This is a genomic window from Paraburkholderia antibiotica (assembly GCF_012927125.1).
In the GTDB taxonomy this organism is placed as follows: domain Bacteria; phylum Pseudomonadota; class Gammaproteobacteria; order Burkholderiales; family Burkholderiaceae; genus Paraburkholderia; species Paraburkholderia antibiotica.
In genome coordinates this window covers 24,165-48,832 of sequence record NZ_JABBFZ010000021.1, presented here as the reverse complement: position 1 = coordinate 48,832, position 24,668 = coordinate 24,165, and the positions used below count along the sequence as shown (strand labels likewise).

Below are 24,668 nucleotides of genomic sequence, written 5' to 3'. Positions count from 1 at the left end.
TGAGCCTCTTGAAAGATTTCGATCTTGCCGACCGTCGGTCACACGCGTCGACCGGCGCCGCATCCTTATGATGCCGCTTATCGCTGAAGACGGCAGCGACGATGCCAGCCAGGCGACGCGTGTTCAGGAATGTAGCAAAGATTGAAACCTGCTTGAAACCAGCTCTCGGGCCCGAGGCAGGTGGGCAAGCATGCCGCATCGGGCTTCCCAAACTAAAACTAGCGCAACGCAATGCGTCGGCTCCGGGCCCCCTCGCTTCACCGCCCAGCCGCCGCCACCGTCTCGCCCTGCTCCCAGCCACCGCCGAGCGACCGGTACAACGCAATCGCCGACAACGCATGTTCGCGCCGCGCCTGATTCAACGACTCCGAGTCGCGCAGATACGCCTCCTGCGCGGCGAGCACGTCGAGGAAGCTTGACGCGCCGCCCTTGTACAACTCGGTCGACAGACGCAGCGCGTGATTCGACGCATCGAGCGCGCCGCCCAGCCGCTCGACCTGCACCGCGCCGCTGACGAGATCGCTGCGGTTATCCTCGATCTCCTTCAGCGCCTGCAGCATCGTCTGCTGCAAACCGAGCTGCGATTCGCGCATGCGGCTTTCGCTCGCGTCGATATTCGCGGTGATGCGCCCGGCGTTGAAAATCGGGCTCGTCGCATTCAGCGCGGCGCTGAACAGATTGTCGGTCAGCGTCGGCAAGCCGAGATACGACGACGCGAGCAGCCCATTCGTCAGATTGATCCTGAACTGCGGATAGCGCTGCGCTTTCGATACCCCCACCTCCGCCGCGCGCTGTTCGACCAGCGCATACGCTGTGCGCACATCAGGCCGGTGCAGCAGCGCCGCGGACGGCAAGGTCTGCGGCGCGCTTTGCGCGGGCACCGGAATCGCGCGCGCGTCGCCGAGCACGAGTGTGTCGACGCTCTCCGGCGTGCGCCCCGAATAGACCGCGATCAGACTCAGTTGATGCTGCACCGCCGACTGCATGCGCGGAATCTGCGCCTGCAAATCCTGCAGCTGATTCTGCGCACGCGCGACGTCGAGCTGCGTCGACAGTCCGTAATGCAGGCGCTCCTGCGTAAGCTTCAGCGCGCGGCTGCGGATCTGCTCGTTATCGCCAAGGATCTGCAATTGCGCCTGCGCCCAGCGCAGATCGATGTACGCGGCCGCCGCATTCGCGGCGAGCGCGAGCCGCAACTGGTTCAGCGCGGCCTCGCGGCCGGACACCTGCGCCTGCGCGGCCAGCACCGCGAGACGCTCGCCGCCGAATACGTCGGGCGTCCAGCTCGCGGCGAGTCCGAAGCCGGCCTGCCGCACGTAGCCGAGCGGCGGCGGCGTGTTCTGCCGTTCCGTCGACGCGCCGGCGTTCGCGTTCAGCTCGGGCAGCAGCGCCGCGCGATTCTGCGTGACCAGGTCCTGCGCCTGCTTCACACGTTCGACGGCCGCCTGCACGTCGAGATTGCCGGTGAGCACCGACTCGACCAACCGATGCATGACCGGGTCGCCGAACTGCGCCCACCACGCGTCGGCGCTCACGTTGTCCTGCGGCGCGTCGACGCTCCACGCGGCCGGCGCGAGCGTCTTCACCGTCTGCGGCAAATCCGCGTGCGTGGCCGGCTGCACCGCGCAGGCCGCGAGCGCGAGCCATGCGACGCTCGCCGCCAACTTCATCACGATCCGTTTCATGTCGGTCTCCTAGTGGGATTCGGGCGGCGGCGCGGTATTGCCGAACGGGCGCGAAAACAGCACGCTCAGCAGACCGACCACGAAACACAGCGACACGGCGAGGAACGCGTCGGAGAAGGCCTGCACCAGCGCCTCACGCATCACCAGCGCATGCAGTTCGCTGAGCCCCGCGTTCGCGGCGTCGAGCACGTTGCCGCCGATTGCCGCCAGATAGTCGGCCTGCTTGTGCAGGATCGCTTCGACGGCCGGACGGCCCGCGCTCAGATGCTCGTCGAGTCGTTCGTAGTGCAGGTTCAGCCGGTCGTTCAGCATCGTGCTGCTGACCGCGATGCCGATCGCACCGCCGAGGTTGCGCATCAGATTGAACAGTCCGCTCGCGGAGCGCAGCCGCGAAGGCGGCAACGCGCCAAGCGCCATCGTGACGATCGGCGGAATGCAGAACTGCTGGCCGATGCCGCGCAGCGCCTGCGGAATCAGCAGTTGCTGCCAGCCCCACTGGTTCGTCAACGGCACGTACAGATAACAGCCGACACCGAACAGCACGAGCCCGAACACCATCAGCATGCGCATATCGACGAAACGCGCGAGCGTCGAATACGCGGCTAGCGCAAGCAGCTGGAAACAGCCGACCGACAGCAACGCGAGCCCGATCTGCAACGAGTCGAAGCCGCGCACACGCGCGAGAAACACCGGCGTCAGAAACACCGTGCAGAAAATGCCGATGCCGGTGATGAACGACAGCAGACTGCCGATCCCGAAGTTGCGCACCGCCAGCGCGCGCAGATCGACGATCGGTTCCTTCGCGGTGTACGCATGCACGAGGAACAGAAAGCCGCAGATCGCCGCGACCCACGCGCACAGCACGATCACGTCGTCGCCAAACCAGTTCTTGCGCGGCCCTTCCTCCAGCACGTATTCGAGGCAGCCGAGAAAGCCCGACATCAGCAGAATGCCGAGATAGTCGCCCTTCTTCAGCAGCGACAGGTCCACCTTGTCGATATGCACGTACTTCGGCACCAGCAGCGTGACGGCGACGCCCGGCACGAGGTTCAGATAGAACAGCCAGTGCCACGACCATTGCGACGTAATCCAGCCGCCGATCACCGGACCGATGGTCGGCGCGAGCGACGCCAACGCGCCGATCGTGGTCGATGCGATCAGGCGCTGCTTGCCGGGGAACAGCACGAACGCGGTGGTGAACACGGTGGGAATCATCGCGGCACCGAGCGCGCCTTGGAGACCGCGAAACAGGATCATCGAGTTGATGTCCCATGCGAGCCCGCACAGCATGCTGGTGACCGTGAAGCCGAACGCGGAAAACGTGAACAGCCAGCGCGTCGAGAACACCCGCGTGAGCCAGCCGGACATCGGGATCACGATGATCTCCGCGATCAGATACGAGGTCTGCACCCACGAGAGTTCGTCCTGGCTCGCGGACAGTCCGCCGCCGATATCGCGCAGCGACGACGCGACGATCTGGATATCGAGCGTCGCCATGAAAAAGCCGACGCACATCAGCGCGAACGCGAACACCTTGGTGCGGGTCGGCTGGTCGGCGGGATTGTCGGGCAGGTTGACGGGAGCGTGGTTCATGATCGGCTCATCCGCGCGCGTTCGCGCTGCCCGCATCTACATGCACCTTCACGGTCGCGGACAGGCCTGGACGCAGCACGCCCTGCATGTCCTTCGGCACGTCGAGACGCACGCGCACCGGCACGCGCTGCACGATCCTGGTGAAGTTGCCGGTCGCGTTTTCCGCCGGCAACACGCTGAAAGTCGCGCCGGTCGCCGGCGCCAGACTCTCGACCACGCCGTGCAACTTCGTGCTCGACGCGTCGAGCTGAACCTCGACGTCATCGCCCGCGCGCATCTTGCGCAGCTGGTCTTCCTTGAAGTTCGCGTCGATCCACAGACCGCTCGCGGGCACCACGGTCAGCAGCGACACGCCGGTATTCGCGAGCAAGCCGACCCGCGCGGTGCGATTGCCGACGTAGCCATCGATCGGCGAGCGGATCGTCGTATATTCGACGTTCAACGCGGCGACGCGCTGCGCGGCCTGCGCCGTGGCAATGCGCGCTTTCGCGTCGCCAATCTGCGCGTCGAGCACCGCGATCTGCCGTTGCGCGGCGAGCAGCGCCGCGCCGCTGCGATCGACCGCGGCGCGCGCCTTGCTCAGATCGGCGTCGGCCTTTTCGACCACCTGGTTCGACACCGCGTCGTCCTTCACGAGTTCGCGGTAGCGCGTCTGGTCGGCGGCGCTACGCGTCAATTCGGCGCCCGATGCACGGACCTCGGCCGCCTGCTCGCCGATTGCCGCGAGTTGCAGCGACTTCTTCGCCTCCAGTTCGGTGACCGCCGCCTCGGCGCTCTGCACCTGCGCGTCGGCCTGCGCGAGACGCGCGTCATAGTCGCGTGCGTCGAGCCGCACCAGCACCTGGTTCGCGTGCACGAACTCGTTGTCGTGCACCAGCACGTCGGTGACGAAGCCGTTCACCTTCGGCGCCATCACCGTGACGTCGCCGCCGACGTAAGCGTCGTCGGTCGTTTCGACAAAGCGGCTAACGAAGAACCAGTACGACGCGGCCAGCGTCAGCGCGACGAGAACCGACAGGACCGCGAGCAGCATCCACGGCACACGGCGCGCCGCGCCGACGGGTTGCACCGCGCTCGGCGGCGCGACGGTCGAAGGAGTTGTGGACATGGTGTCGATATGTGCGTATGCACTCTTCAGGTTAAAAAAAACGGCGCGATGCGCCGGCCTCCACTACCTTCTGCGTTTTATGTCGAAGCGTCCCGCGTAATCGCGAACAGCTCGCTGCGCAACGCGGCAGCGCGCTGTTCGCCGAAGCGATGTTCGAATTCGGCCTGCGCCGCATACCAATGCGCGCGGCCCGCGTTCAGCCGCTGTTCGCCGGCGGTCGTCAGCGAAATCAGCAGCGTGCGCGCATCGGCGCCCAGCGCTTCGCTCGACACCAGGCCGTCGCGCCGCAACGGCTGGATCGTGCGGACCAGCGTGGTGCGTTGCATGCGCATGGCCTCGGCGATCTGCTTCATCGTCATCGGGCCGGTGCGTTTGAGCCGGCCCAGCAGCGAGAACTGCGTGATAGTCAGCCCGACCTGCGACAGATGTCGGTCGTAAAGCTGCGACACGTGCCGCGCGGCCTGGCGGATCGCAAAACAGTCGTCGTCGAAAAGCGCTTCCATTGGCGGCACTTCCTTTTGCTCATCAGTGCATATGCACATTAAGAGGCGTAATAAAACCCGCCGCAGCGGGTTCCGACCTGCACGTTAGCCCGTGATACTGAACAGCTCGGCGCGCAGCGTTTTGGCACGCGCGCGGCCGAACTTCTTTTCGAATTCTTCCTGTGCGGCGCGCCACGCGATCGACGCCTGATCGAACGTCGCCTCGCCAGCCGGCGTCAGGCTGAACAGCAACGTGCGGCCGTCGTGCTCCGCCGCCTCGGCCACCACCAGACCGTCGCGCTGCAACGGCTTCATCGCGCGGACCAGCGTGGTGCGCTCCATCACCATTGCGTCCGCCAGATCGGCGATCGGCAGATTCGGCGTACGCGCGAGCTTGGCCAGGATCGTGAACTGCGCGGCCGTCAGACCGACGCCGCCGAGATGGCGCTCGTAAATCTGCGTGACGTGCCGCGCCGCCTGGCGCAGCGCGAAGCAGTTGCATTCGTCGTAGGAGAGTGGGCGGTTCATGCAGCGAAGTCTATGTGTGCATATGCACGGAGTCAAGTTTTTATTTCATGGACATCGAAGATGCTGGCGTGGCCGAGGTGCTGCGTCGGGCCGCAAAACCGGACAGCGGAGCGCGCGCAAAACGCGCGCGCCCCTTCGATCGTCCCGATCCGCTCACTGCAATCCACTCACTGAGTCGAGCAGGTGAAGTTCGCCGCGAGATTCACGTCACCCGAACCGTTGTAGCGCGGGAACGCCGGATACTCGCACAGCGGCCGCGTGCGCCCCGGCACGCCGGCCGTATCGGCGACGCTCTGCGCGGGCGGCGCGACGCCCTTCTCGACCCAGTTTTCCAGCGTCGTCAGCGAGTCCCACGATGCGTTGAACACCGAACTGACCGCATGGCCATAGCCGGGAATCTCGTAGAAGCGCACGAAGTTCGCGACAGCCGATACACCCATCGTCGCCTGCAGCCGCTGGTAGTACTGCTCGCTCGAACGCGTGCTGACGAGCGCGTCGGCCATGCCGTGCGCCATCAGGATCTTGCCGCCCTTCGCGTTGAACACCGACAGGTCGGTCTTGTTGACGTCCTGCATGCCGGTCAGCTGACTGATGCGCGCCTGCAGCACGCCCGGATTCTGCGGATCGACCAGAAGCGAGTTGTAGTTCGCATCGCGCGTAACGAAGTAGCGGATCCATTGATCCCAGAACACGCTCAGATAAGGCGCGGTGGTCGGCATCGGCGAGGCCGGCTGCGTGGTGCCGAGCGCCAGCGCGATCACCGTCGGCTGCAAGGCGGACGGGTTCGCGATGCCGAGGTCCGCGCCGTACACATTGAAGCCCGGATACTGGGTCTCGCCGCTCGCGAGCGTGTAGCCGAACGTGATCGGCGTGTTGTACACGTTGAGCGCCGTAATCTGCGCGTCGGACAGGCAGGTGTCGCCGGTATCGACGCCGCCTGGACAGCGCAGCGGCGTGCCGTTGAGCGTTGCCGTCGACGGATTGAAGTTTGCGTTGCACGCGGCGACGTTGCTGATCAGTCCGTCGGCAACGCCGTCGAGCGTGTCGCAGTTTGCGAGCACCGTATTGAGCAGCACTTTGCGTTTGGCCTGATCGAGATACGCGCCGGGCGCCGCAAGCGCGCGCGTGATGCGGCCGAACTGCAGATCGAGACTCGCCGCCGCCCACGCCGGATACAGCACGATCGAACCGTCCCAGTCCTGCGGCCAGCGCTGCACGACCGCGAGCGCCTCGCGACCGCCCGACGAACCGCCGGCGAAGTACGCGCGCTTCGGCGCCTTGACCGCATAGCGCTGGTCGATCAGGTAGACCGCTGCGTCGCGCGTTTTCTTCAGCGCATCGCCGTTGAAGTTCTGCATCGTTTCGTCATTGACGGCGAACGAGCCGTCCTCGCTGCCGAGCGCATTCGCCTGGTGTCCCGAGTCGCTCGCAAATACCGCGTAGCCGCGGCCGAGCGGCGTCGGCTGTGCGGTCGGGCCGGCCGGCACGTTGCCGGTCGGCGCCGGAATGGTGCCGTCATAGCCACCGCCGCCGAACATCATGATCTTGTTGTTCCAACTGGTCGGCATTGCGATCTGGAATTTGATCTGCGGCGCCGACGCATCGACGGGAGCGATCGCGCCGCTGACCAGACAGTATTCGCCGGTCGCCTGCACACCGGTTCCGGACGCGGGCACCACGGTCGCCGCGGTCACGGTCGCGCCCTTGGTCGACAGGCCGATGGCCGAGGCCGGCACGCTCTTGCCGGCGAGTTGCGCGCAACTGAGCGGCGCGGCGGGCGACACACCGTCGTCGTCGCCATGACAGCCGCTCAGCGACAGCACCGCGAGCAGTGGCGCGACGGCGAGAGTCGCGCGCAGTACTAAAGAAGATGAAGACAAAGAAGATGACGAAGCGGCGCACTGCATGGGCATGACTGTCTCCCTGTGAGGTCGGAGTCGCGGTCGCGCGAGCCGGTGTTCGATCTCGCGCGCCGTTTCTGCACTGACGATGGTAGTTCGTTTTGACGGGTGATCGGCAGATAGTAGACCAGACGCCGATACCGCTGCTGCGCGAAACAGTCTAGCCGGGCCGAAGCGGACGGCTTGCACGCGGGGGCCGCGCCGTCTGCCGACGCGTGTATCGAGCCGCGCGGCGCACCGATGGCAATGCGCAGCAGAGCAAACCGCATGCCGCGTCGGGAGCGCTATGAGGAAAGCATTGGAGGATGCGGTGGAGAGACTTCGGCCTCTTTGGAACGAGGCCGGCAAAGCGTGGGGAAAAACGCGTCGTAGTGGAGGGTCGCCATGGCCGCACAGGCAAAAAGACGACGCCGGACCCGAAGCGCGCGCATCACAACGGACTACTGAACGTCCCACCTCGAACGCGATGGACAGCACAAATACAAACGGCGGCGCGCGCGCCATCACGCGCATACGCCGCCGTACTTTTCAACGAACGCCGAAAAATCAGAAGCGCTGCTGCAGCCCCGCCATCACGCCGACCTGATTCATGCCGGTGCCGACCGTGCCGCCCGCCGCGACCGAATTCGCCGCCTTCGAACTATTGAACATGTAGCCGAACGACGTATAGACGCTGGTGCGCTTCGACAGCAGATAGGTCGCGCGCGCGGCCAGCAGCGTCGAGCCCAGGTTGTTCAGGTCGCCGGACGTGCGTTGCAGATAGCGCACACCCTGACCGTCGAGCCAGAACGCCGGCGTCACATACCAGGTCGCGCCGCCGAAGAACATATCGGTCTGCAGATGCGTGGCCGCCGACTGGTTGCGGCGAATCCAGCCCGCGCCGACCTTCACCGGCCCGAAGAACACATAGCCGTCGACGATATTGCGCGCATCCGTGTACGCCGGGTTCGTCATCGGCGCCGTCGCGCCCGTGCCGCCGCGCAGCTGATCGTACGATGCCGCGAGGCCGAAGCTCGCCGAATCGTAGGCCAGCATCGCCGTGTACTGCTTGCACGCGCGGAAGTTGCCCGCCACCTGGCCGCCGCAGTTGGTCGCCGACGGACCCGCCGGGCCGGCGGCGTCGCGGCCGAAGCTATAGGTGCCGCCCACCGTCACGCCGTGAAACTTGCCCATATAGCCGATCGCGTTGTCGCTGCGCGCGTTCGGCAGATACGAATCGAGATTGCTCAGCGAGTGGATCGACGGACCGATGACGTCCGCGTTCGCCAGCGCATACATCGTCATGTTCATCTGCCGGCCGAGCGTCAGCGAACCATAGTCGCTGCTCAAACCGACGTTGGCCTGGCGGCCGAACAGACGGCCGCCGTAGTTCAGCCCGCCCGTGCCCGGCTGGAAGCCGCTTTCCAATACGAAGAAGGTCTTCAGGCCACCGCCGAGATCCTCGCTGCCTTTCAGGCCCCAGCGCGACGGCACTTCGCCCGTCAGCGTCGGCATGCCGACCGTGGTACCGCCGTGGCTCGTCGCGTTGTTGTAGTACGACACGCCCGTGTCGACGATGCCGTACAACGTCACGCTGCTCTGACCATAGGCGAGCCCCGTCGCGGCGGCGAGAAGTGCCGCGCTCCATTTCAGTTTCATCCTGCGTCCCCTTTATTTTTGGACTGTGTATGTGGTGTGTGTCGAGGTACCGCAATGGCCTGCCGCGCTATCCACTAGCGCGACAGGCGACGCACGAGCGGCGCCCCCTCGTAGCAGCCGGTCGTGCGATCAATCGGAGTGGTGAAGAAAAGGCCCGGTTAGCCGCGCGCCACCTGCTGCGTGGCGACAGGCGCGCTGGCCTCGCCCTGGTGCGACGCGGAGCGGCGATGATCGATCAGCGCGACCACGCCGGCCGCGACCAGCGCGGGCAGACCGATCGCCATGAAATTCTGCTGCAGCGGCAGACCCATGCCGACCAGCACGCCGATCAGAATCGGCGCGACGATCGCGCCGCTGCGCCCGACGCCCAGCACCCAGCCAATGCCGGTCGAGCGCACGGCCGTCGGATAGAACTGCCCGGCGTACGCGCAATTGACGATCTGCGTGCCGATCGTCGACGCGCCGGCGAGACCGACCAGCACGAACAGCAGACCCGTCGGCATCTTGACGCCGAGCAGCGTGATCGACACTGCCGCGAGCAGATACATGCCGACCAGCACGTACTTGATATGCAGCTTGTCCGCGAGCCAGCCGCCGCCGATCGCGCCGATCATCGCGCCGAAATTCAGCACCAGCACGAAGGTCAGCGCCGAGCCGAGGCTATAGCCGGCGGTAGCCATCAGTTTGGTCAGCCACGAACTAAGCGCATACACCATGAACAGACACATGAACGTGCCGATCCAGAACATGATCGTGCTGAAACCACGGCCGTCGGCGAACAGCTGGCTCATCGACGCCTTGCCCGCGGACTCCGCGCGATTCACGATGAAACGGTCGCCGCTGCGCGGCTGATAGCCCGGATCGAGGCGACGGGCAATGCGCGCGAGCCTGTCGGTATCGCGCTTCATGACGAGGAACGACATCGATTCCGGCATCCAGCGCAGCAGCAACGGCACTAGCAGAACCGGCGCGCCCGCGGCCATGAACACCGACGGCCAGCCGAACCGTTCGATCATGCCCTTGCCGAGCACCGCCGCCAGCATGCCGCCGACGGAGTAACCGCTGAACATCAGCGTGACCATCGTGCTGCGCAAACGGCGCGGCGCGTATTCGGTCATTTGCGCGATCACGTTCGGCATCACGCCGCCGATACCGATACCTGCAACAAAGCGCGCCGCGCCGAATTCGATCGGCGTCGAGGCCAAACCGGCCAACGCGGTAAAGACGCTGAACAGCGCGAGACAGATCGCGATCGCCCAGCGACGGCCGATGCGATCGGCGACCGTGCCGAACAGGATGTTGCCGAACATCATGCCGAACAGCGCCGAGCTGACCATGAAGCCCGCCTTCGCGGGATTGACGCCCATCTCCTTCATGATCGAGGGCAGCGCAATGCCGGCGACCGCAAGGTCATAGCCGTCGAAGATGATGATGAGTGCGCACCAGATCAGCACGATGTAGTGCAGAGGGTTGAGCTTCGCCTCGTCGGCGAGCGCGTGCAAATCGATTTCCCGCATGAGTGTCTCCTCCTTTGTCAAAGCCTGTCGCGCGATAAAGCGCGTTCAGGTCGAGTGCCGCCGCGTCGCTTCAAGCGATGTTTCGCCAGAAGAAAAACACGTATCGATGAATCGTCGGCGCAGGTTTTCTATGTATGAGTGGGCGCAGTGTATGAATCCAGAAAGGTTTTCACTATCCAGAAATTGCACATCGACTATCCAGGTCAGTCCGCTTTTTTCACCGCTGCCATAAACTTGTCGCGAACCGGTGTGGCGCTATCGGTAGCTTTCCGAATTCAGCGCACGAGGCGGACGACGCTATGCTCAGCCATCACCACATCCGCAAGGACATTCACGCCCTATAAGAGGCCTGAGAAAGTGCATTCCGATGCTTCGGAATGCGACGGGAAACGTAAGGCCACACTGGAGACGGCATGCCCTTGTCACCGAAATCGCAAGCGCTGTCGGCGCTGTACCGCAATTGCCTGTTCCGCTCCGATGACCCCGTCGATACGCACGAGCAGGTCACCGAAGAGTTAAGCGATCACGTAATACGCTGGAAAAACGGTGCGCCGGATTCCGCGCTCTTCAAGGCCGAGCTCAATCATCTGAGCCTCTATGCGCTGCAATACGGTGCCCAGGTCGAGGTCACGCCACGGCCGTTCGACGGCTTCACGCTCGTGCATACGTCGTTGAAGGGGGAAGTGGAAATCGAATGCGATGGCACGGTGATGAGCGTCACCGAAGGACGCACCGCAGTGTTGTCGCCGAAACGCAGCGTGCAATTGCGCTGGCTGCCGGGCACGCAGCAGTTCATCGTCAAGGTGCCGGACGCATTGATGCTGGAAGTGTCGGGCCGCTCGCCCGACGCCGCGCTCGAATTGACGCCGGGCCGGCTGCTGCCGCAGGCGCTCGCTTCGCAGTGGGATCTGATCGCGCAGTCGCTGCTGAACATCGTCACGCAATCCGGTGACGGCGATATTCGTGGCGAGTGGCGCGATCATTTCGAGCGCAACCTCGCGCTCTTTCTGCTGGTCCATCAGCTTCCGCCGGCGGCGGCGGAGGCACCGTTATCCCTCGAATCAGCCAGCAATGCGGCCGATGCGCGGCTGCAACACGGCAGCGCGAAGCAGATGGAAGCGTTGCTCGAATATATCGACTCGCGCCTGTGCGCGCCGATTTCGCTCGAAGATCTCGCGCGCGTGGCCGGCGTCAGTTTTCGCACGCTGAACGTGATGTGCCGGCGCCACCATGGCGTGACGCCGATGGAACTGCTGCGCAACATGCGCCTCGAAGCCGCGCGCACGCGTCTGCTGACGGAACCGTCGTGCAGCATTACCGATACCGCGCTGGCGTTCGGCTTTGGCCACCTCGGCCGCTTTTCCGCGTACTACTTCGCGCGCTTCAACGAATTGCCGCGCGATACGCAGAAGCGGCGGCAGCGGTGTGCGTAGTGCGTCGCCGTAGAGTGGTGCGCGCGGCTAGCACGCCGACCTTTGCCGATACGCTGAAGTAACGACGCGCTTCTTGACGGAGCGCCCTGCCGATTCGACTGGTCACCCTCATCATTTCAACATTTATTGAAATATAGAACGGTACCGTGTAGAGTGCCGCGCATGGACACGATCAATGCCGTTCGCGCGCTCGGCGCGCTCGCTCACGAATCCCGCCTCGCGATCTTCCGTCAACTCGTCGTAGCCGGTCCGGAGGGCATGGCCGCCGGCGACATCGCGCAAGCGTTGGGGATCTCGCCGTCCGGTCTGTCGTTTCATCTGAAAGACCTCACGCATGCCGGCCTCGCGAGCCCGCGACAGGAAGGACGCTTCGTCATCTACACCGCCAACTTCGACGCGATGACGTCGCTGCTCGGCTTTCTCACCGAGAACTGCTGCGCCGGCGCGCCATGTTCGGCCAACGCCCGGTCGGACTGCCGCGCGCCTGCCGAAGTCGTTAAGCCGACGCGGAGCCGCACGTGAACGACCAACCTTATTCGATACTGATCCTCTGCACCGGTAACAGCGCGCGCAGCATCATGGCTGAGGCGCTGTTCAACGTGCTCGGCGAAGGGAAATTTCGCGCCTATAGCGCGGGCAGCCATCCGTCCAGCGCGGTCAATCCGTTTGCGATCGAGCGATGCAAGGCGCTCGGCTACGACACCGCGCAGATGCGCAGCAAAAGCTGGGACGAATTCGCCGCGCCCGACGCGCCGCGCATGGATTTCGTCGTCACCGTATGCGATCAGGCCGCCGGCGAAACCTGCCCGCTCTGGCCCGGCAAGCCGATCACCGCGCACTGGGGGTTCGAAGACCCCGCGGCGTGCCAGGGAAGCGACAGCGACAAGCGCGAGATCTTCGACACGGTCTATCGACAGATCCACGACCGCGTCAGCGAGTTCATGAGTCTGCCGCTGCACGAACTCGATCACGCCGCGATTCAGCGCGAAATGCGCGCGATAGGCGAGCGTCCGCCACGGGCCGATCACCCCAGTTTCCGGAGACCCTGAACATGCTTGCCGACTTGCCCAACCTCAGCCCTACTCATCTCGACATACCGGATCAACGCAAGCTCACCCCCGAGCATGCATCGACGCACCCGCCGCGCATCCTGCTGCTATACGGCTCGCTGCGTACGACCTCGTATAGCCAGCTGCTGACGCTCGAAGCCGAGCGGATCCTGCGCCACCTCGGCGCCGACACCCGCGTGTTCGATCCACATGGCTTGCCGCTCGCCGATAGCGTCGCGGCCGATCATCCGAAGGTCGTCGAACTGCGCACGCTGTCGGCGTGGTCCGAGGGACAGGTATGGTGCAGCCCGGAGCGGCACGGCAATCTGACGGCCGTGTTCAAGAATCAGATCGACTGGCTGCCGCTGGAGAGCGCGGGCATCCGGCCGACGCAAGGCCGCACGCTCGCGGTCATGCAGGTGTGCGGCGGCTCGCAATCGTTCAATGCGGTGAATGCGCTGCGCGTGCTGGGACGCTGGATGCGGATGGTGACGATTCCCAACCAGTCGTCGGTGGCGAAGGCGTATCAGGAATTCGACGACACCGGCCGGATGAAGCCATCGGCCTACTACGACCGCGTGGTCGACGTGATGGAAGAACTGTTCAAGTTCACGCTGCTGGTGCGCGACCGTTCGGACTACCTGACGGATCGCTACAGCGAACGCAAGGAGGCGGCACCCGCGGTGGCGAGCACACTTGCCGGCTCAGCCATGCGGCATGAAAGCGACGCCGGCTCCAGCGCGAACGACAGCGACGACAGCGAAACCGAATGAGCCCCGCCTGACGGCCGATCTGACGACCGATTAGCAACGGGCCGGCATGGCTGCCGGCCCGCCACGCGGACGGTGCCTCACTGCCCCACCTTCTCCGATTCGACCACCAGATCCAGCACATACGCGACCGACGGTGCATCCGCCGGCGGATTCCTGACGGTAAAACGCTTTACCCGCAGCACATTGCGAATGCCCGGCGTATGCGTATAGCCGTCGATATCCTGATTCAGCGGTTGCCACGGCCCGGGCGTGCCGCTCGCGAGACCCTGTTCGTCGAAGTAACGTTCGCGTACCAGCAGGCATTGCTTGTCCGGAATCAGCGGGTGGTTGCACGGCACCGACTGCGGCGCCACTTCAAGGAAAGCGATTTCCCCCGGACCGCCGTAGCGCGTCTCCGCGGTCGGCACGCCAGTGAAGCTCAGCGTATCGCCGCTATCGGTGACCAGTTGCAGGCTCGGCGCGTTGTCGCGCGCGAGCAGGTTCACGTTGAGGCTGCCGCGCAGGCGCTGGGAAATGGCGTCGTCGAGCGCGGCCAGACCGGGATCGCGGCAGGCCATCATCGTGCTGACCATCGGCCCGACCTGCATCCGCCCTTTCTTGATGCTATAGCCGGCCCCGAGGGTGTTGCAGCTATTGACCACGTTCAGCCGGTCGGCGCTGAAGTCCAGCTGCAACGGCTGGTTCGGACGCACGAAAAGGGCATCGATGCGCGTGCCCTTGCTGTCGATCGCATTGTTGAGTTGCCAATGATATCGGCCCAGCAGGTCGGCCCCGCTGGTCGCCGGTGCGCTCGCGGCGGTCGTGCTCGCGGGTGTCGTTGACGGCGCCGGCCCGGTCGCTTCGGGGGTTTGCGCGCAGGCGGCAAGAACGAGCAGCAGCAATAGCATGCGGTATTTCACGTCGGCACCTCTGTGGGTTCAGTGGATGATCCTGGCGTCGGTCGCATCGAACATGGCGCAATGCGACGACCGACAGGATAGCGCAGATGGTTGCTCGCAAGATCGAATGCGTCATGCACGCCGGATAACATGCGCGGAGCAATCGGCGTATCGCGCGTCCCTGAACTCGGGCGACGCGTGCCTGCCTTCTGGAGGCTGCTCCAACCCTGGTTACCTGTCGCTAACCCTCATTACCCCAGAACCCGCGCCCACACCGTGCGCACGCGTCTTGCCCGGTCCTCCAGCAGATACGACGCGACCAGCGTCAGAATCGCGGACACCGCCCCCGTCGCGAAGTGCTCCACGTACGACAGACGGTAGTGGCTCGTGTGCGAGTAAGCATCGCCGATCGTCGTCAGCACGCCGACAATCAGCGCGTTGCCATAGCGATGCCCATAGAATCGGCCCGCGGGCGTGAAGGTCAGCAGGACCGCCAGCAGGCCGGTCAGGAGACCGGTCTGCAAGGCGATCGTCCAGTGGGCGACGCTCAGGATATTGCCCCAGCTTCCCGGCATGCAGGTCATGCATGCGCTGGTCGGCTGCCAGAAACGCTGGATGAAGAGCCTCGCGCGCTGCTTCCACTCGCCTGACATGATGAATGCCCTCGTCACTGGCGGCACCGTTGCCATGCGTCACGATCCGCCAAACCAGTTATACCCCTGGTCGACCCAATAGCCGCCAGGAAACGTGTTGGTCACGAAGATCTCCACGATGTGCTTGGGATTCTTGTAGCCGAGCTTCGTCGGCATTCTGAGCTTCATCGGATAACCGTATTGGGCAGGCAGTTGCTGACCGTCATACGTAAAGGTCAGCAGCGTCTGCGGATGCAGCGCCGTCGGCATATCGATGCTCTCATAGTAGTCGTCCGCGCATTTGAAACCCACGTATTTCGCGGAGGTATCCGCGCCGACGCGCCGCAGAAATTCCGCGAACGGCGTGCCGCCCCAGCGGCCGATCGCACTCCAGCCCTCGACGCAGATATGCCGCGTGATCTGCTCGGCCTTCGGCAGCGCGTAAAGCTCGTCGAGCGTCCAGACCTTCCTGCTCTGCACGAGACCGCTTACCTTCAGACGGAAATCGCTGCCGTCGACACGCGGCACGTCCTCGATGCCGTAGAACGCGTTGAACGGAAACGGGCGCGTGATCTGCGCTTCGGTGTAGGTCGGCGCGAGACGGTGAGGATCGAATAGCCAGGCCTGCACGCGGTCGTTCATCCTCGACACGCGCGATAAAAACGTCTCGACCGATTTGTCGTCCGACAGGCTGCATCCGCTCAACATCGCCAGACCGCCCAGCGTCAGGATGCGTTTGCCGAACAGACGACGCGACGGCATATCGAGCTCACGACGCACGTCGATACTCACCGAGTCGAGATCGACGTTCGGCGACAGAGGCTTGAGTGGCTTCACGAGTGGCTTCACGATCACCTCTTCGATTAGTGGCCACGAATCATCGTGAGCAACGAGCGCGGCACGAGCGCGACCATCGCCAGATGAACGACGATAAAGCCGGCCAGCAGCGCCATCGCGCAGAAATGAACGACGCGCGCACGATCGTATCCGCCCATCAATTCACGCAGCAGCGGAAACTGCACCGACTTCCAGATGACGAGCCCCGAGGCGATCAGCACGGCGATGTCGATCATCACGAACAGATAGGCGAACTTCTGCACCGCGTTGTAGCGGCCCGGGTCCGCGTGCGACAGCCGGCCTTTCAACGCTTCGCCCAAGTCGTGCAGAATCGCGCGCGGCGACAGCGGAAAGAACTTCGAGCGGATGCGACCGGTGACGAGGTTCATCGTCAGATAAAACAGCGCGTTGAAGAACAGCAGCCACATCGCCGCGAAATGCCATTGCAACGCGCCGCCGAGCCAGCCGCCGAGCGTGATGCCGGGCGGAATCTGGAAACTTTTGAACACCGGCGACGCATCGTAGATGCGCCATCCCGACAGCATCATCAGCACGACCGCCAGCGCATTGAGCCAATGCGCGATGCGCACCCAGACGGGTTGGATCGGGCGCGTCGCGCGAGGCGCAGCGCCGGGTTGGGAAATCGCGTTCATACGAATCTCCGTGAAGCCGCTGAGGACAGGCGCCGCTTCAGGTGCGTTCGGGACTGCATGCCGGGAACGCACCCGAGCGCGTTACTGGCTCATTGCGTCGTCTTTTTTCATCGCGTCGGGTTTCATCTTGCCGGTGTCCTTTTTCATCGAGTGTTTGGACATCGCGTCCTTGCCCATCGCGTCTTTGCCCATGGAATCCTTGGCCATTGAGTCCTTACCCATCGAGTCCTTGCCCATCGTGTCTTTCGACATCGAATCGTTGGACATCGCGCCGCTCGCCTGGGCGAACGCCGAACCGCCGCCGACAAGCATGGCTACGGCAACTGCTGCGATTGCAATGCGTTTCATGACAACTCCTTCAGGTGGTGAGTCGGGCCGTCGTCGCTTGTCGTTATGGCTCGCGACCGGCCCGGATGGATCAGAAAAAGACCGCTATCCAGCAACGATCGATGCGTCGTCATCGCGCATCTGTCAGGTAGTTCGTCGCGTTTCGCGGCGCGGTTACAGCCCGCGAAAATTTTTTTGCGGCACGGCTGACCAGCGCTAAACAGACGTCAGGCAACCGCAAGCACGCCCCATCCGGAACGCCGATCCATCTGGCGATGGAATAAACTCCGGTTTCCTGTAACCGACACGCCCGATGAAGCGAACTACTGATATCACCGCAGCGCAGGCCAGGGAATCGCATCTGCGCGCGCTGTTCCTGCTCGGCCTCGCGGGCGACAGCGCCGCATATCGGCAATTCCTCTCGGAACTGGGCCCGCATTTGCGCGGCTTCCTGCGGCGGCGGCTTTACGATCACGCAGCCGATGTCGAGGATCTCGTGCAGGAAATCTTGCTGGCGGTGCACAACGCGAGACATACCTATCGCGTCGAGGAACCGTTGACCGCGTGGATTCACGCGATTGCGCGCTACAAGCTGACGGATTACTTCCGGGCGCGCTCGCGCCATGACGCGCTGAACGATCCGCTCGACGACGCCTCCGAATTGCTGGCCGCGCCCGATCTCGAACCGGCGCAAGCCCAGCGCGATGTCGCGAAGCTGCTGGAACAACTACCCGATCGCCAGCGCCTGCCGATCGTGCATGTGAAACTCGAAGGACTATCCGTGACGGAGACCGCGAAGTTGACCGGCCTGTCGGAGTCGGCGGTGAAAATCGGCGTGCATCGCGGACTCAAGGCCTTGGCCGCAAAGATTCGAGGAGCGCAATGAAAACGGACGACTTCATTTCCCTGCTCGCCACCGACGTCGCGCCGGTCGACCGTCACGCGCTGACGAAACGTTTTTGCGTCGCCGTGCTGGTTGGCGTGGCGGGCGCGACGCTGCTCATGGCGACGCTGCTCGGCATTCGGCCGGACCTCGCCGAAGTCGCGCTCACGCCGATCTTCTGGGCCAAGGTCGCGTTGCCGTTGTGTCTGATGATCGATTCGCTGTGGATGTCGACGCGATTCGCGCGGCCCGGCGTGCGCGCGGGCGTCAGCGGCTGGCTGACTGCCGCGCCGGTCGCGGCGGTGTGGCTGGCCACCGCCTATGTGTTGCTCGCCGCGCCGCCCGACGCGCGGCTTGCGCTCGTGCTCGGCCAGACCTGGCGCGTCTGCCCGACGCTGATCGCGATGCTGGCGGTGCCCGGCTTCGTCGCGGTGTTCTGGGCCCTCCGGGGGCTCGCGCCGACCCAGCTGGCGGCGGCCGGCGCGGCGGGCGGCCTGCTGGCCGGTTCGACCGCGACACTCGTGTATTGCCTGCATTGCCCGGAAATGGGCGTTCCGTTCTGGGGCGTGTGGTATCTGCTCGGGATGCTGGTGCCGACGGTGATCGGCGCGCTGCTTGGACCGCGACTGTTGCGGTGGTAGTTAGACGGGCGCTCGCTGTTGGGAGCCGGACAGCGGGCGCGAGTGGCATGCCGTGAGTGACGAATGCGGGCGTGGATTCGTGTTCTGATTCCTGGCTGCCCCGAAACGACTAATTCGATCCAGACGTCGATGCCGCCTTCGCTGGACCTATGGCCGGCGGCGCTCCCGGTTCGTCGAGATGGCATTCGAAATGCACGAGGTCATGCCACTCGCCATGCAAATACATGCTCCTGCAGGCTCGCCCGAACGCGACGAACCCGTTCCGCTCCAGGACTCGCATCGACCCGATGTTCTCGGGCCGCACGACGGCTTCCACTCGCGACAAATTCAGTTCCGCCGCGGCAATGTCCATGGCAAGCCTGACGGCCCGCGATGCATAGCCATGCCCCGCAAAGCGACTCCCGATCCGATATCCAAGCGTCGCCTTGTTGAAATACGGGCGAGTCACGCCGACGAGATTGACCCGACCGACGATCGTATCGTCGAACCAGACGAGGTACTGATAGGCGCGGTCCGCGTCCCTATCGCTCGTTGCCGTTGCTATCGCGTCGCGAACGGCGCAGGCGCTGTAGTAGTCGTCGGGGCGAGCGTTGATCCATTGCTCGAAGTAAGCGCGGTTGTCGACCTCGAATGCCAGTAGCGCATCGGTATCGCTCAACGTCGGAGGACTGATTCTCAGCATGAAAATGGGGAGATGATCGCGACTCGCGGATTGTACCGCCGCAGCATTCGCTGCATGGGATGCGAAGTCCAATCGTCATTTCGTTCTCCTTCCATCCGCGCGACGCTCTGCGCCCTTTCGCGACGCAATCCCGCGACCCGCGATATGCTGCCAGTCAACTGAATTCTTCGGTCGATCCATGCGCTGGCCCACGCGACAAGACTGGTCTTTTGCCCTCGTCACTTTCGCAGCTGCGACGCTTGCCCTCTACATCGCCTTCGCGGCGGACCTCCAACGACCGTACTGGGCCGCGGGGACGGTCTACATCGTCTCGCAACGCAACGCCGGCGCGCTGAACGCGAAGGCGTTGTGGCGCTTGATCGGCACGCTGTGCGGGGCGGCCTTCGCGGTCGCCGCCGTGCCCAATCTCGTCGACAGTCCGCCGCTGCTGATCGTCGCGCTGGCCGGCTGGGCCGGCGTGTGTCTGGCCGGGTCGCTGCTGGACGGCAGTCTGCGCGGCTATGCATTCATGCTGGCGGGTTATACCGCCGCGATCATCGGCTTCCCTTCCGTCGATACGCCGATGGCGATCTTCGACACCGCGATTGCTCGCGTCGAAGAGATCAGCCTCGGAATCGTCTGCTGCCATGTGCTGCACGCAATCTTCCTCGTCAAAAACGTCGGCCCCGCGCTGCGCGAACAGATGGACGGCTGGCTGACGGATCTCGCCGCGCTGGCGTCGGCCAGCCTGACGAGCTACGTGCGCGTGTCTCACGCCGAGCGGCGCCGGCTCGCCATGCGGGTGGGCGCGATCGATCAGCTGTTCGACCAGGCGCGCTACGAACGCGACGACCCCCAGATATTGCGCACCATGTACGCGTTGCGGCGACAGGTGCGCCGGACCGGTTTGATGATGACATCGTCGGTTTCGCGCCTCGCCAATCTGCGGCAATACGAGCCCGAGGTATTCGAGCAGATCGCGCCACTGGTCGACGACATCCGCGCCTGGCTGTCGGCCAGCATTCCTTCCGTGCAACGCCAGCAGTATCCCGACCCGCGCCCGTTGCTGGACAAGCTCGATGCGGCCGCCGCCGTGCCGGTGAACGGCAGTTGGGGAAGTCTGGTGCGAGCCGGACTTCTGATTCGCCTGCGCGAGTTCGTCACGCTGTGGTGCGACTGCATCGACATCGCGCAAGGCACGCGCGTGGTCCAGGAATCGCCGCCCGTCTGGAGCCGTCCGCGCGGACATGTGGACCCGTTGCTGGTCGTGCTGTCGTGCCTCGCGGTCGCGATCAGTCTGATCGGCGTCTGCACCTTCTGGCGCGTCACCGCCTGGCCGGCCGGCAGCACGGCGGCCATCATGGCGGTCGTGGCCGGCAGCATCTTTGCGCATATGGACGACCCGGCGCCGGCGATCAACAGCTTCCTGCTCGGCAATGCGCTGGCCGTGACGGTGGCCGGCGTGTTCTTGTTCGGCGTGTTTCCGGGTATCGACGGATTTCCGGCATTAATTGCTTCGCTCGGCGTATTCCTGATCCCCGCCGCGGCCGTCGTCAGCAATCCGTTTTTCACGCCATGGCTGACGCCCGCGCTACTGAATGCGTTGCCCACGATGAGCCTTCAGGAAACCTATTCCGCCGATTTCGCGACGTTCCTGAACAACGGCATCAGTACTGTGATCGGCATTACGTTCACGCTGATCGTCACGCTCATCATGCGTTCGATGAATGCGCCGCAGCGCATCGCCCGGCTTATCCGCGCGGATCGCCGCGACATGGGGAACATTGCGAGCGGCAAAAGCGTGATCCAGTACGACGACCTGCTCGACAAAATGCTGGACCGTTTTGAGGCGGTGGCCATCCGCCTCGGCGACGAACTGTCCAGCGATCTGAAGGGCCTGGAGTTCGGCAATCTGCGCGCTTCGCTGAATATGCTGCAATTGCATCGGGGGATGAACCGGTTCGGCGCGGCGACGCGAAGTGTTATCGGCAGAACGCTGTTGGCGATTGCCAGCTATGCCAAAGGCGATCTCACGCCCGAAGAAGCGGTGAACGCGCTCGACGAAGCGGTGTGGTCTTTTCCCGCTTTTTCGAGTCCCGAAGTGCGTGAAGCGGCAATCGATCTCGTTGGGATACGTCTTGCGTTGTTCCCTGATGTCGCGCCGCCGGGGAATCGACGGGTGGTAAATTGAGGTAGACGGTGCTTTGGGATTTGAGTCGATAATCGATCTATCCCGCCAGTTTTTCGGGCAGGAAGTTTAGAGAGGTGCGCCATGACTGAAAGTGTTCATCCCTTTTACGAGTCGAATCGAAGCGCCATGGAAGCCAGCATGCGCCATCGCCTTGATCTCGCCGAGACGATCTTGCGCGAGCGCACGGGACTTTCGGATCTTGAAGACATCAAGCATGCGGTGATGGCTGAATTCGATCTGGTGCTCACCCAACTGCCTTATGTTGGCGGCGCGGAAAATCGCATGAGCAACTTCTTCATGCGCCTCATAGGCTTCCTGGCCATCGGCCGGGTGCTCCGGCGGCATGGTGTGCCGCTGGCGGTGATTAGCGACATCACGCGGGAAACCTTGACGCAGGAAGGGCTCGCCGTGCCCGAAGCAGAGCGTCTTGCCGCAGGTCGCCAGTTCATGTCGGCGGAGAACCGGGGCCTGTTGAGCAAGCAGGCCGTCATGAGCATCACAGAAAGCCACCGGCAGGCATTTCCGGACGACTTTGCATACGAGTATGTCGAGCCGCGCCCCGGTGAGAACTTCGAATTCGGTATCAACTACACCGCTTGCGGTTTCTGCAAGTTCGCCGCTCGCCATGGTGACAAGGAACTTCTGCCCAGCATCTGCGGGCTCGATTTCGACGACTATGCGACGCGGGGCATCTACCTGGAAAGGACGCAAACATTGGCCGGTGGAGCAAGCCACTGCAATTTCCGGTTTTCAAAACTGAAACCCGGACTGAAGCCTGAATAAAACGCACGGCAGGATGATTGCCGCAGGTCGGCCTCCCGGCTACCTTGCCTTCCGGTATTGCGTAGTACTTTGCCCGGCGGCACTTCCGTGCCGCCGGTAGCGACCCGCGTTCACGCGAATGCGATCCCGCGCATGCTCAAATGCGGGACTCGCGGTTCATCGCATTCATCATGCGATGGATCAATGCGCGACGACAAGCTCGCCGTCGGCCACGCGCCCCGTCGTACGAATCGCCATCACGGCAAACATCGCTGCCGCGAGCGGGACGGCGAGCGCCAGATAGAATCCGCTCGGGCCGCCTTGCGCCAGCACCGTACCGCCTACCGCGGAACCCGCAATCGCGCCCACGCGGCCCATGCCGATCGCCCACCCGGTCGCTGTTGCGCGCAGTGTCGTCGGATAGGCGCCCACCACCAGATAGTTCAGCGCGATCTGCTGACCGCCGATCCCCAGCCCTGCTGCGCCGGCCAGCGCAAACACCAGACCCCACGTAGTGCCGGCATAAGCCAGCCCGACGGCAATCGCAATGCCGAGTCCGAGCAGCACCATCAGCAAACGGCGGGTGTTCACTTTGGGCAGAAGCAGCGAGAGCGGAATGGCGCACACGATGAACACTGCATTCACGATCACCGTACCCATCGGCGCTTGCGCAACCGGCAGGCCCGCGGCCTTCAGCACGGTGGGCAGCCACGAAAGGAACATGAACCACGCAACCCAGTTGCACAGATAGACGGCCCAGATAGCCACGGTGTTACGCGCATTGCCATTGGCAAACAATGCGGTAACGCTGGCGCGCGTGGCTTTTCCTGCAACCTTGAAGGTCGCGTCGGCCGGCAATGCGACCGTCACGATGCGGCGCAATGTTTTGCTCACGCGCCGTGTGCTGGCGTGGTCCGACCGGCTCGCCAGATACTGCAGAGATTCCGGCAATGCGAAGTAAAGCACGACGAGGAACAGCAGCGGCGCGGCTCCGCCGACCACGAATACGCCCTGCCAGCCGATCACGGGCATCATGCGTGCGGCCAGCAGGCCGCCCAGCATCGCTCCTGCAGGCAGGCCGAGCAGGACGCCCGTCATGATGGCGCCTCGACGCTGCGCCGAACCGTACTCCGCGGCAAGAGCCAGCAGGACCGGTGTACAACCGCCCATGCCAAGTCCAGCGATGAACCGCAAAATGAGAATCTGCACCGTGTTGCCCGCCCAGGCGGTCAGCAGCGAAGCGATGCTGAACACGGCGATGCCAGCCAGCAGCGCCGGACGACGGCCTATCCGATCGCCGACCAGACCCAGGGTCATCGCGCCGATCGTCATGCCCAGCGTCCCGGCAATCAGAATGGGCGCGAGATCTCCGGCGTGCAAACCGAATGCCGCGACGATCGCCGGGCCCGTAAAAGCAATGGCTTGCGTGTCGAAACCATCGAACACCGCGGTTACAAAGCAAAGCAGGAAGATGCCCCACTGATAGAGCCGGAGCGGCTCGCGGTCAATGAGCGATGCAATGTCGAGAGGCTTGTCCAAGATGTCTCCGTGCACGCGCGATGGCGTCGCTTTTTGTTTTATATCGGTTGATACAGGGTCTCAGACTATGCGAATCGGCTTTGTTCCGCCAATACCGATTGGGTCTGTTGTTATACCGTCAGGGCATGGAAACAATCTTGCCGTGTTGGCACCGCGTGGTTGGAAATGCGTCGGCCTCTATGGCTCAAACGGCTCGACGCTTTTCGTAGTACCCGGCGACCCGCACCAGTTGGCGCTCAGCCAGAACAGCCGCATCAAGGGCCAAGGCATTCAGCTCAGTACTTCATACGGCAATACGTCCGGGCGCTTCGAAGCAGCGAAGATCGCAGCACGATTGTTTCCGAACCGGCAAGCCTTCGTCGATGCAGTCGCGAACGAAGGCCTCTTGCCCAAGGACGAATTCAGGAACGGCCCTTTCCCCCGCGATCGCGTCCAGCACCTTGGCCCCGATCAGGTTGCGTTCGAAACGCCAGCCAATGAAGACGGCCTGGGCACCATGAGCCGGCTGGTGAAGTCTCAGGACCCAATCCAGGGCATCGCAAAGATGAACGGGAGCAACGACGCCACGTTGCTCGTCATGCGGCTGAACCCTACCCTACGCGATCTCGCCCCGACCATTCTTCGTTCACCGTTGCCGTAGCGAATGCTTCAACCTGGTTGCACCTGGCGGTTTCAACGACTATCGATAGTTCACAAAGTTGATGATGTCATTAAGAAACCACGGCAAGATCAACTGCGTATCTGAATAGCTGGTCCCGACAGTAAGCCGCTGAGGTCTCGCCGCGGCATCGGGCGTATGCAGCAGATAGCTATCGGCATCGGCCGAAGGGGGCCGCGCCAGTTGATCGTTCGCCGGCGACGAGGTCGAGGTACAGCCGGCGGTAAGCACGAGAAGAGCTGTTGCGAAGCAAAGGGACTTCATGAGGGCGTGAACTCCAGCAACGTTGTTTTCAGCCA

General features: G+C 63.8%; 25 protein-coding genes. 9 read left to right on the top strand and 16 right to left on the bottom strand.

What is annotated here, in order from left to right; all coding sequences use genetic code 11:
- Positions 1-257 precede the first annotated feature (257 nt).
- The 8 genes from HHL14_RS26620 to HHL14_RS26585 form a co-directional block, all read right to left on the bottom strand.
- The gene (locus HHL14_RS26620; protein ID WP_169500578.1) at positions 258-1,685 is read right to left on the bottom strand and encodes an efflux transporter outer membrane subunit; all 1,428 of its coding nucleotides are present in this window, start codon (positions 1,683-1,685) and stop codon (positions 258-260) included.
- A gap of 9 nt (positions 1,686-1,694) precedes the next feature.
- Positions 1,695-3,278, bottom strand: a complete 1,584-nt coding sequence (locus HHL14_RS26615) for a DHA2 family efflux MFS transporter permease subunit (RefSeq protein ID WP_169500577.1) — start codon at positions 3,276-3,278, stop codon at positions 1,695-1,697.
- Between the two features lie 7 nt (positions 3,279-3,285).
- The gene (locus tag HHL14_RS26610; RefSeq protein WP_206002530.1) at positions 3,286-4,386 is read right to left on the bottom strand and encodes an HlyD family secretion protein; all 1,101 of its coding nucleotides are present in this window, start codon (positions 4,384-4,386) and stop codon (positions 3,286-3,288) included.
- 77 nt (positions 4,387-4,463) lie between these two features.
- Positions 4,464-4,889 carry a MarR family winged helix-turn-helix transcriptional regulator gene (locus HHL14_RS26605; protein ID WP_169500576.1) on the bottom strand — a complete coding sequence of 142 codons (426 nt, stop codon included), beginning with the start codon at positions 4,887-4,889 and terminating at the stop codon, positions 4,464-4,466.
- A gap of 84 nt (positions 4,890-4,973) precedes the next feature.
- On the bottom strand, positions 4,974-5,396 hold the full coding sequence (locus tag HHL14_RS26600; protein WP_169500575.1) for a MarR family winged helix-turn-helix transcriptional regulator: 423 nt from the start codon (positions 5,394-5,396) through the stop codon (positions 4,974-4,976).
- 167 nt (positions 5,397-5,563) lie between these two features.
- Positions 5,564-7,309 (bottom strand): tannase/feruloyl esterase family alpha/beta hydrolase, encoded by a 1,746-nt coding sequence (locus HHL14_RS26595; RefSeq protein WP_230413215.1) that lies wholly within the window; start codon positions 7,307-7,309, stop codon positions 5,564-5,566.
- A 534-nt stretch (positions 7,310-7,843) separates the two neighbouring features.
- Positions 7,844-8,935: a porin gene (locus HHL14_RS26590; RefSeq protein WP_169500574.1), complete on the bottom strand. Its 1,092-nt coding sequence runs from the start codon at positions 8,933-8,935 to the stop codon at positions 7,844-7,846.
- Positions 8,936-9,093: 158 nt separating this feature from the next.
- A complete protein-coding gene (locus tag HHL14_RS26585; protein ID WP_169500573.1) occupies positions 9,094-10,452 on the bottom strand; it encodes an MFS transporter in 1,359 nt (452 codons plus the stop codon).
- 413 nt (positions 10,453-10,865) lie between these two features.
- Here HHL14_RS26585 and HHL14_RS26580 point away from each other — a divergent pair, with 413 nt between their 5' ends.
- The 4 genes from HHL14_RS26580 to arsH all read left to right on the top strand — a co-directional run bounded on the left by HHL14_RS26580 (position 10,866) and on the right by arsH (position 13,707).
- Positions 10,866-11,885, top strand: coding sequence for an AraC family transcriptional regulator (locus HHL14_RS26580; protein ID WP_169500572.1), 1,020 nt, complete (start codon positions 10,866-10,868; stop codon positions 11,883-11,885).
- A gap of 162 nt (positions 11,886-12,047) precedes the next feature.
- Positions 12,048-12,407, top strand: a complete 360-nt coding sequence (locus HHL14_RS26575; protein ID WP_169500571.1) for an ArsR/SmtB family transcription factor — start codon at positions 12,048-12,050, stop codon at positions 12,405-12,407.
- On the top strand, positions 12,404-12,934 hold the full coding sequence (locus HHL14_RS26570; RefSeq protein ID WP_169500570.1) for an arsenate reductase ArsC: 531 nt from the start codon (positions 12,404-12,406) through the stop codon (positions 12,932-12,934). Before HHL14_RS26575 ends, HHL14_RS26570 begins: the two co-directional genes overlap by 4 nt.
- 2 nt (positions 12,935-12,936) lie before the next feature.
- Entirely contained in the window at positions 12,937-13,707 is a 771-nt protein-coding gene (gene arsH, locus HHL14_RS26565; RefSeq protein ID WP_169500569.1) for an arsenical resistance protein ArsH, read from the top strand.
- A gap of 77 nt (positions 13,708-13,784) precedes the next feature.
- Here arsH and HHL14_RS26560 read toward each other — a convergent pair whose 3' ends face one another.
- From HHL14_RS26560 to HHL14_RS26540, 5 genes are all read right to left on the bottom strand, one after another.
- Positions 13,785-14,606 carry an META and DUF4377 domain-containing protein gene (locus tag HHL14_RS26560; RefSeq protein ID WP_329601736.1) on the bottom strand — a complete coding sequence of 274 codons (822 nt, stop codon included), beginning with the start codon at positions 14,604-14,606 and terminating at the stop codon, positions 13,785-13,787.
- Positions 14,607-14,836: 230 nt separating this feature from the next.
- The gene (locus HHL14_RS26555; RefSeq protein WP_169500568.1) at positions 14,837-15,238 is read right to left on the bottom strand and encodes a hypothetical protein; all 402 of its coding nucleotides are present in this window, start codon (positions 15,236-15,238) and stop codon (positions 14,837-14,839) included.
- Positions 15,239-15,277: 39 nt separating this feature from the next.
- The gene (locus tag HHL14_RS26550) at positions 15,278-16,054 is read right to left on the bottom strand and encodes a molybdopterin-dependent oxidoreductase (RefSeq protein WP_169500648.1); all 777 of its coding nucleotides are present in this window, start codon (positions 16,052-16,054) and stop codon (positions 15,278-15,280) included.
- Between the two features lie 26 nt (positions 16,055-16,080).
- The gene (locus HHL14_RS26545; RefSeq protein ID WP_169500567.1) at positions 16,081-16,707 is read right to left on the bottom strand and encodes a cytochrome b/b6 domain-containing protein; all 627 of its coding nucleotides are present in this window, start codon (positions 16,705-16,707) and stop codon (positions 16,081-16,083) included.
- A gap of 81 nt (positions 16,708-16,788) precedes the next feature.
- Positions 16,789-17,055: a pentapeptide MXKDX repeat protein gene (locus tag HHL14_RS26540; RefSeq protein WP_169500566.1), complete on the bottom strand. Its 267-nt coding sequence runs from the start codon at positions 17,053-17,055 to the stop codon at positions 16,789-16,791.
- Between the two features lie 292 nt (positions 17,056-17,347).
- On the opposite strand from HHL14_RS26540, the gene HHL14_RS26535 reads away from it, so the two are divergent.
- Together HHL14_RS26535 and HHL14_RS26530 are read left to right on the top strand one after the other, a co-directional pair.
- Positions 17,348-17,920, top strand: a complete 573-nt coding sequence (locus HHL14_RS26535) for a sigma-70 family RNA polymerase sigma factor (protein ID WP_169500565.1) — start codon at positions 17,348-17,350, stop codon at positions 17,918-17,920.
- Positions 17,917-18,558 (top strand): DUF1109 domain-containing protein, encoded by a 642-nt coding sequence (locus HHL14_RS26530; RefSeq protein WP_169500564.1) that lies wholly within the window; start codon positions 17,917-17,919, stop codon positions 18,556-18,558. Before HHL14_RS26535 ends, HHL14_RS26530 begins: the two co-directional genes overlap by 4 nt.
- A gap of 109 nt (positions 18,559-18,667) precedes the next feature.
- Here HHL14_RS26530 and HHL14_RS26525 read toward each other — a convergent pair whose 3' ends face one another.
- Positions 18,668-19,240, bottom strand: coding sequence for a GNAT family N-acetyltransferase (locus HHL14_RS26525; RefSeq protein ID WP_268966649.1), 573 nt, complete (start codon positions 19,238-19,240; stop codon positions 18,668-18,670).
- 178 nt (positions 19,241-19,418) lie between these two features.
- Here HHL14_RS26525 and HHL14_RS26520 point away from each other — a divergent pair, with 178 nt between their 5' ends.
- Together HHL14_RS26520 and HHL14_RS26515 are read left to right on the top strand one after the other, a co-directional pair.
- Positions 19,419-21,410, top strand: coding sequence for an FUSC family protein (locus HHL14_RS26520; RefSeq protein ID WP_169500563.1), 1,992 nt, complete (start codon positions 19,419-19,421; stop codon positions 21,408-21,410).
- A gap of 126 nt (positions 21,411-21,536) precedes the next feature.
- A complete protein-coding gene (locus HHL14_RS26515; protein WP_206002528.1) occupies positions 21,537-22,193 on the top strand; it encodes an L-2-amino-thiazoline-4-carboxylic acid hydrolase in 657 nt (218 codons plus the stop codon).
- Positions 22,194-22,373: 180 nt separating this feature from the next.
- Here the strand turns inward: HHL14_RS26515 and HHL14_RS26510 are convergent, their stop codons facing one another.
- Positions 22,374-23,711, bottom strand: coding sequence for an MFS transporter (locus HHL14_RS26510; RefSeq protein WP_169500561.1), 1,338 nt, complete (start codon positions 23,709-23,711; stop codon positions 22,374-22,376).
- Positions 23,712-23,853: 142 nt separating this feature from the next.
- On the opposite strand from HHL14_RS26510, the gene HHL14_RS26505 reads away from it, so the two are divergent.
- Positions 23,854-24,351 carry a hypothetical protein gene (locus HHL14_RS26505; protein WP_169500560.1) on the top strand — a complete coding sequence of 166 codons (498 nt, stop codon included), beginning with the start codon at positions 23,854-23,856 and terminating at the stop codon, positions 24,349-24,351.
- 39 nt (positions 24,352-24,390) lie between these two features.
- Here the strand turns inward: HHL14_RS26505 and HHL14_RS26500 are convergent, their stop codons facing one another.
- Positions 24,391-24,633: a hypothetical protein gene (locus tag HHL14_RS26500; RefSeq protein ID WP_169500559.1), complete on the bottom strand. Its 243-nt coding sequence runs from the start codon at positions 24,631-24,633 to the stop codon at positions 24,391-24,393.
- Between the last annotated feature and the right edge of the window lie 35 nt (positions 24,634-24,668).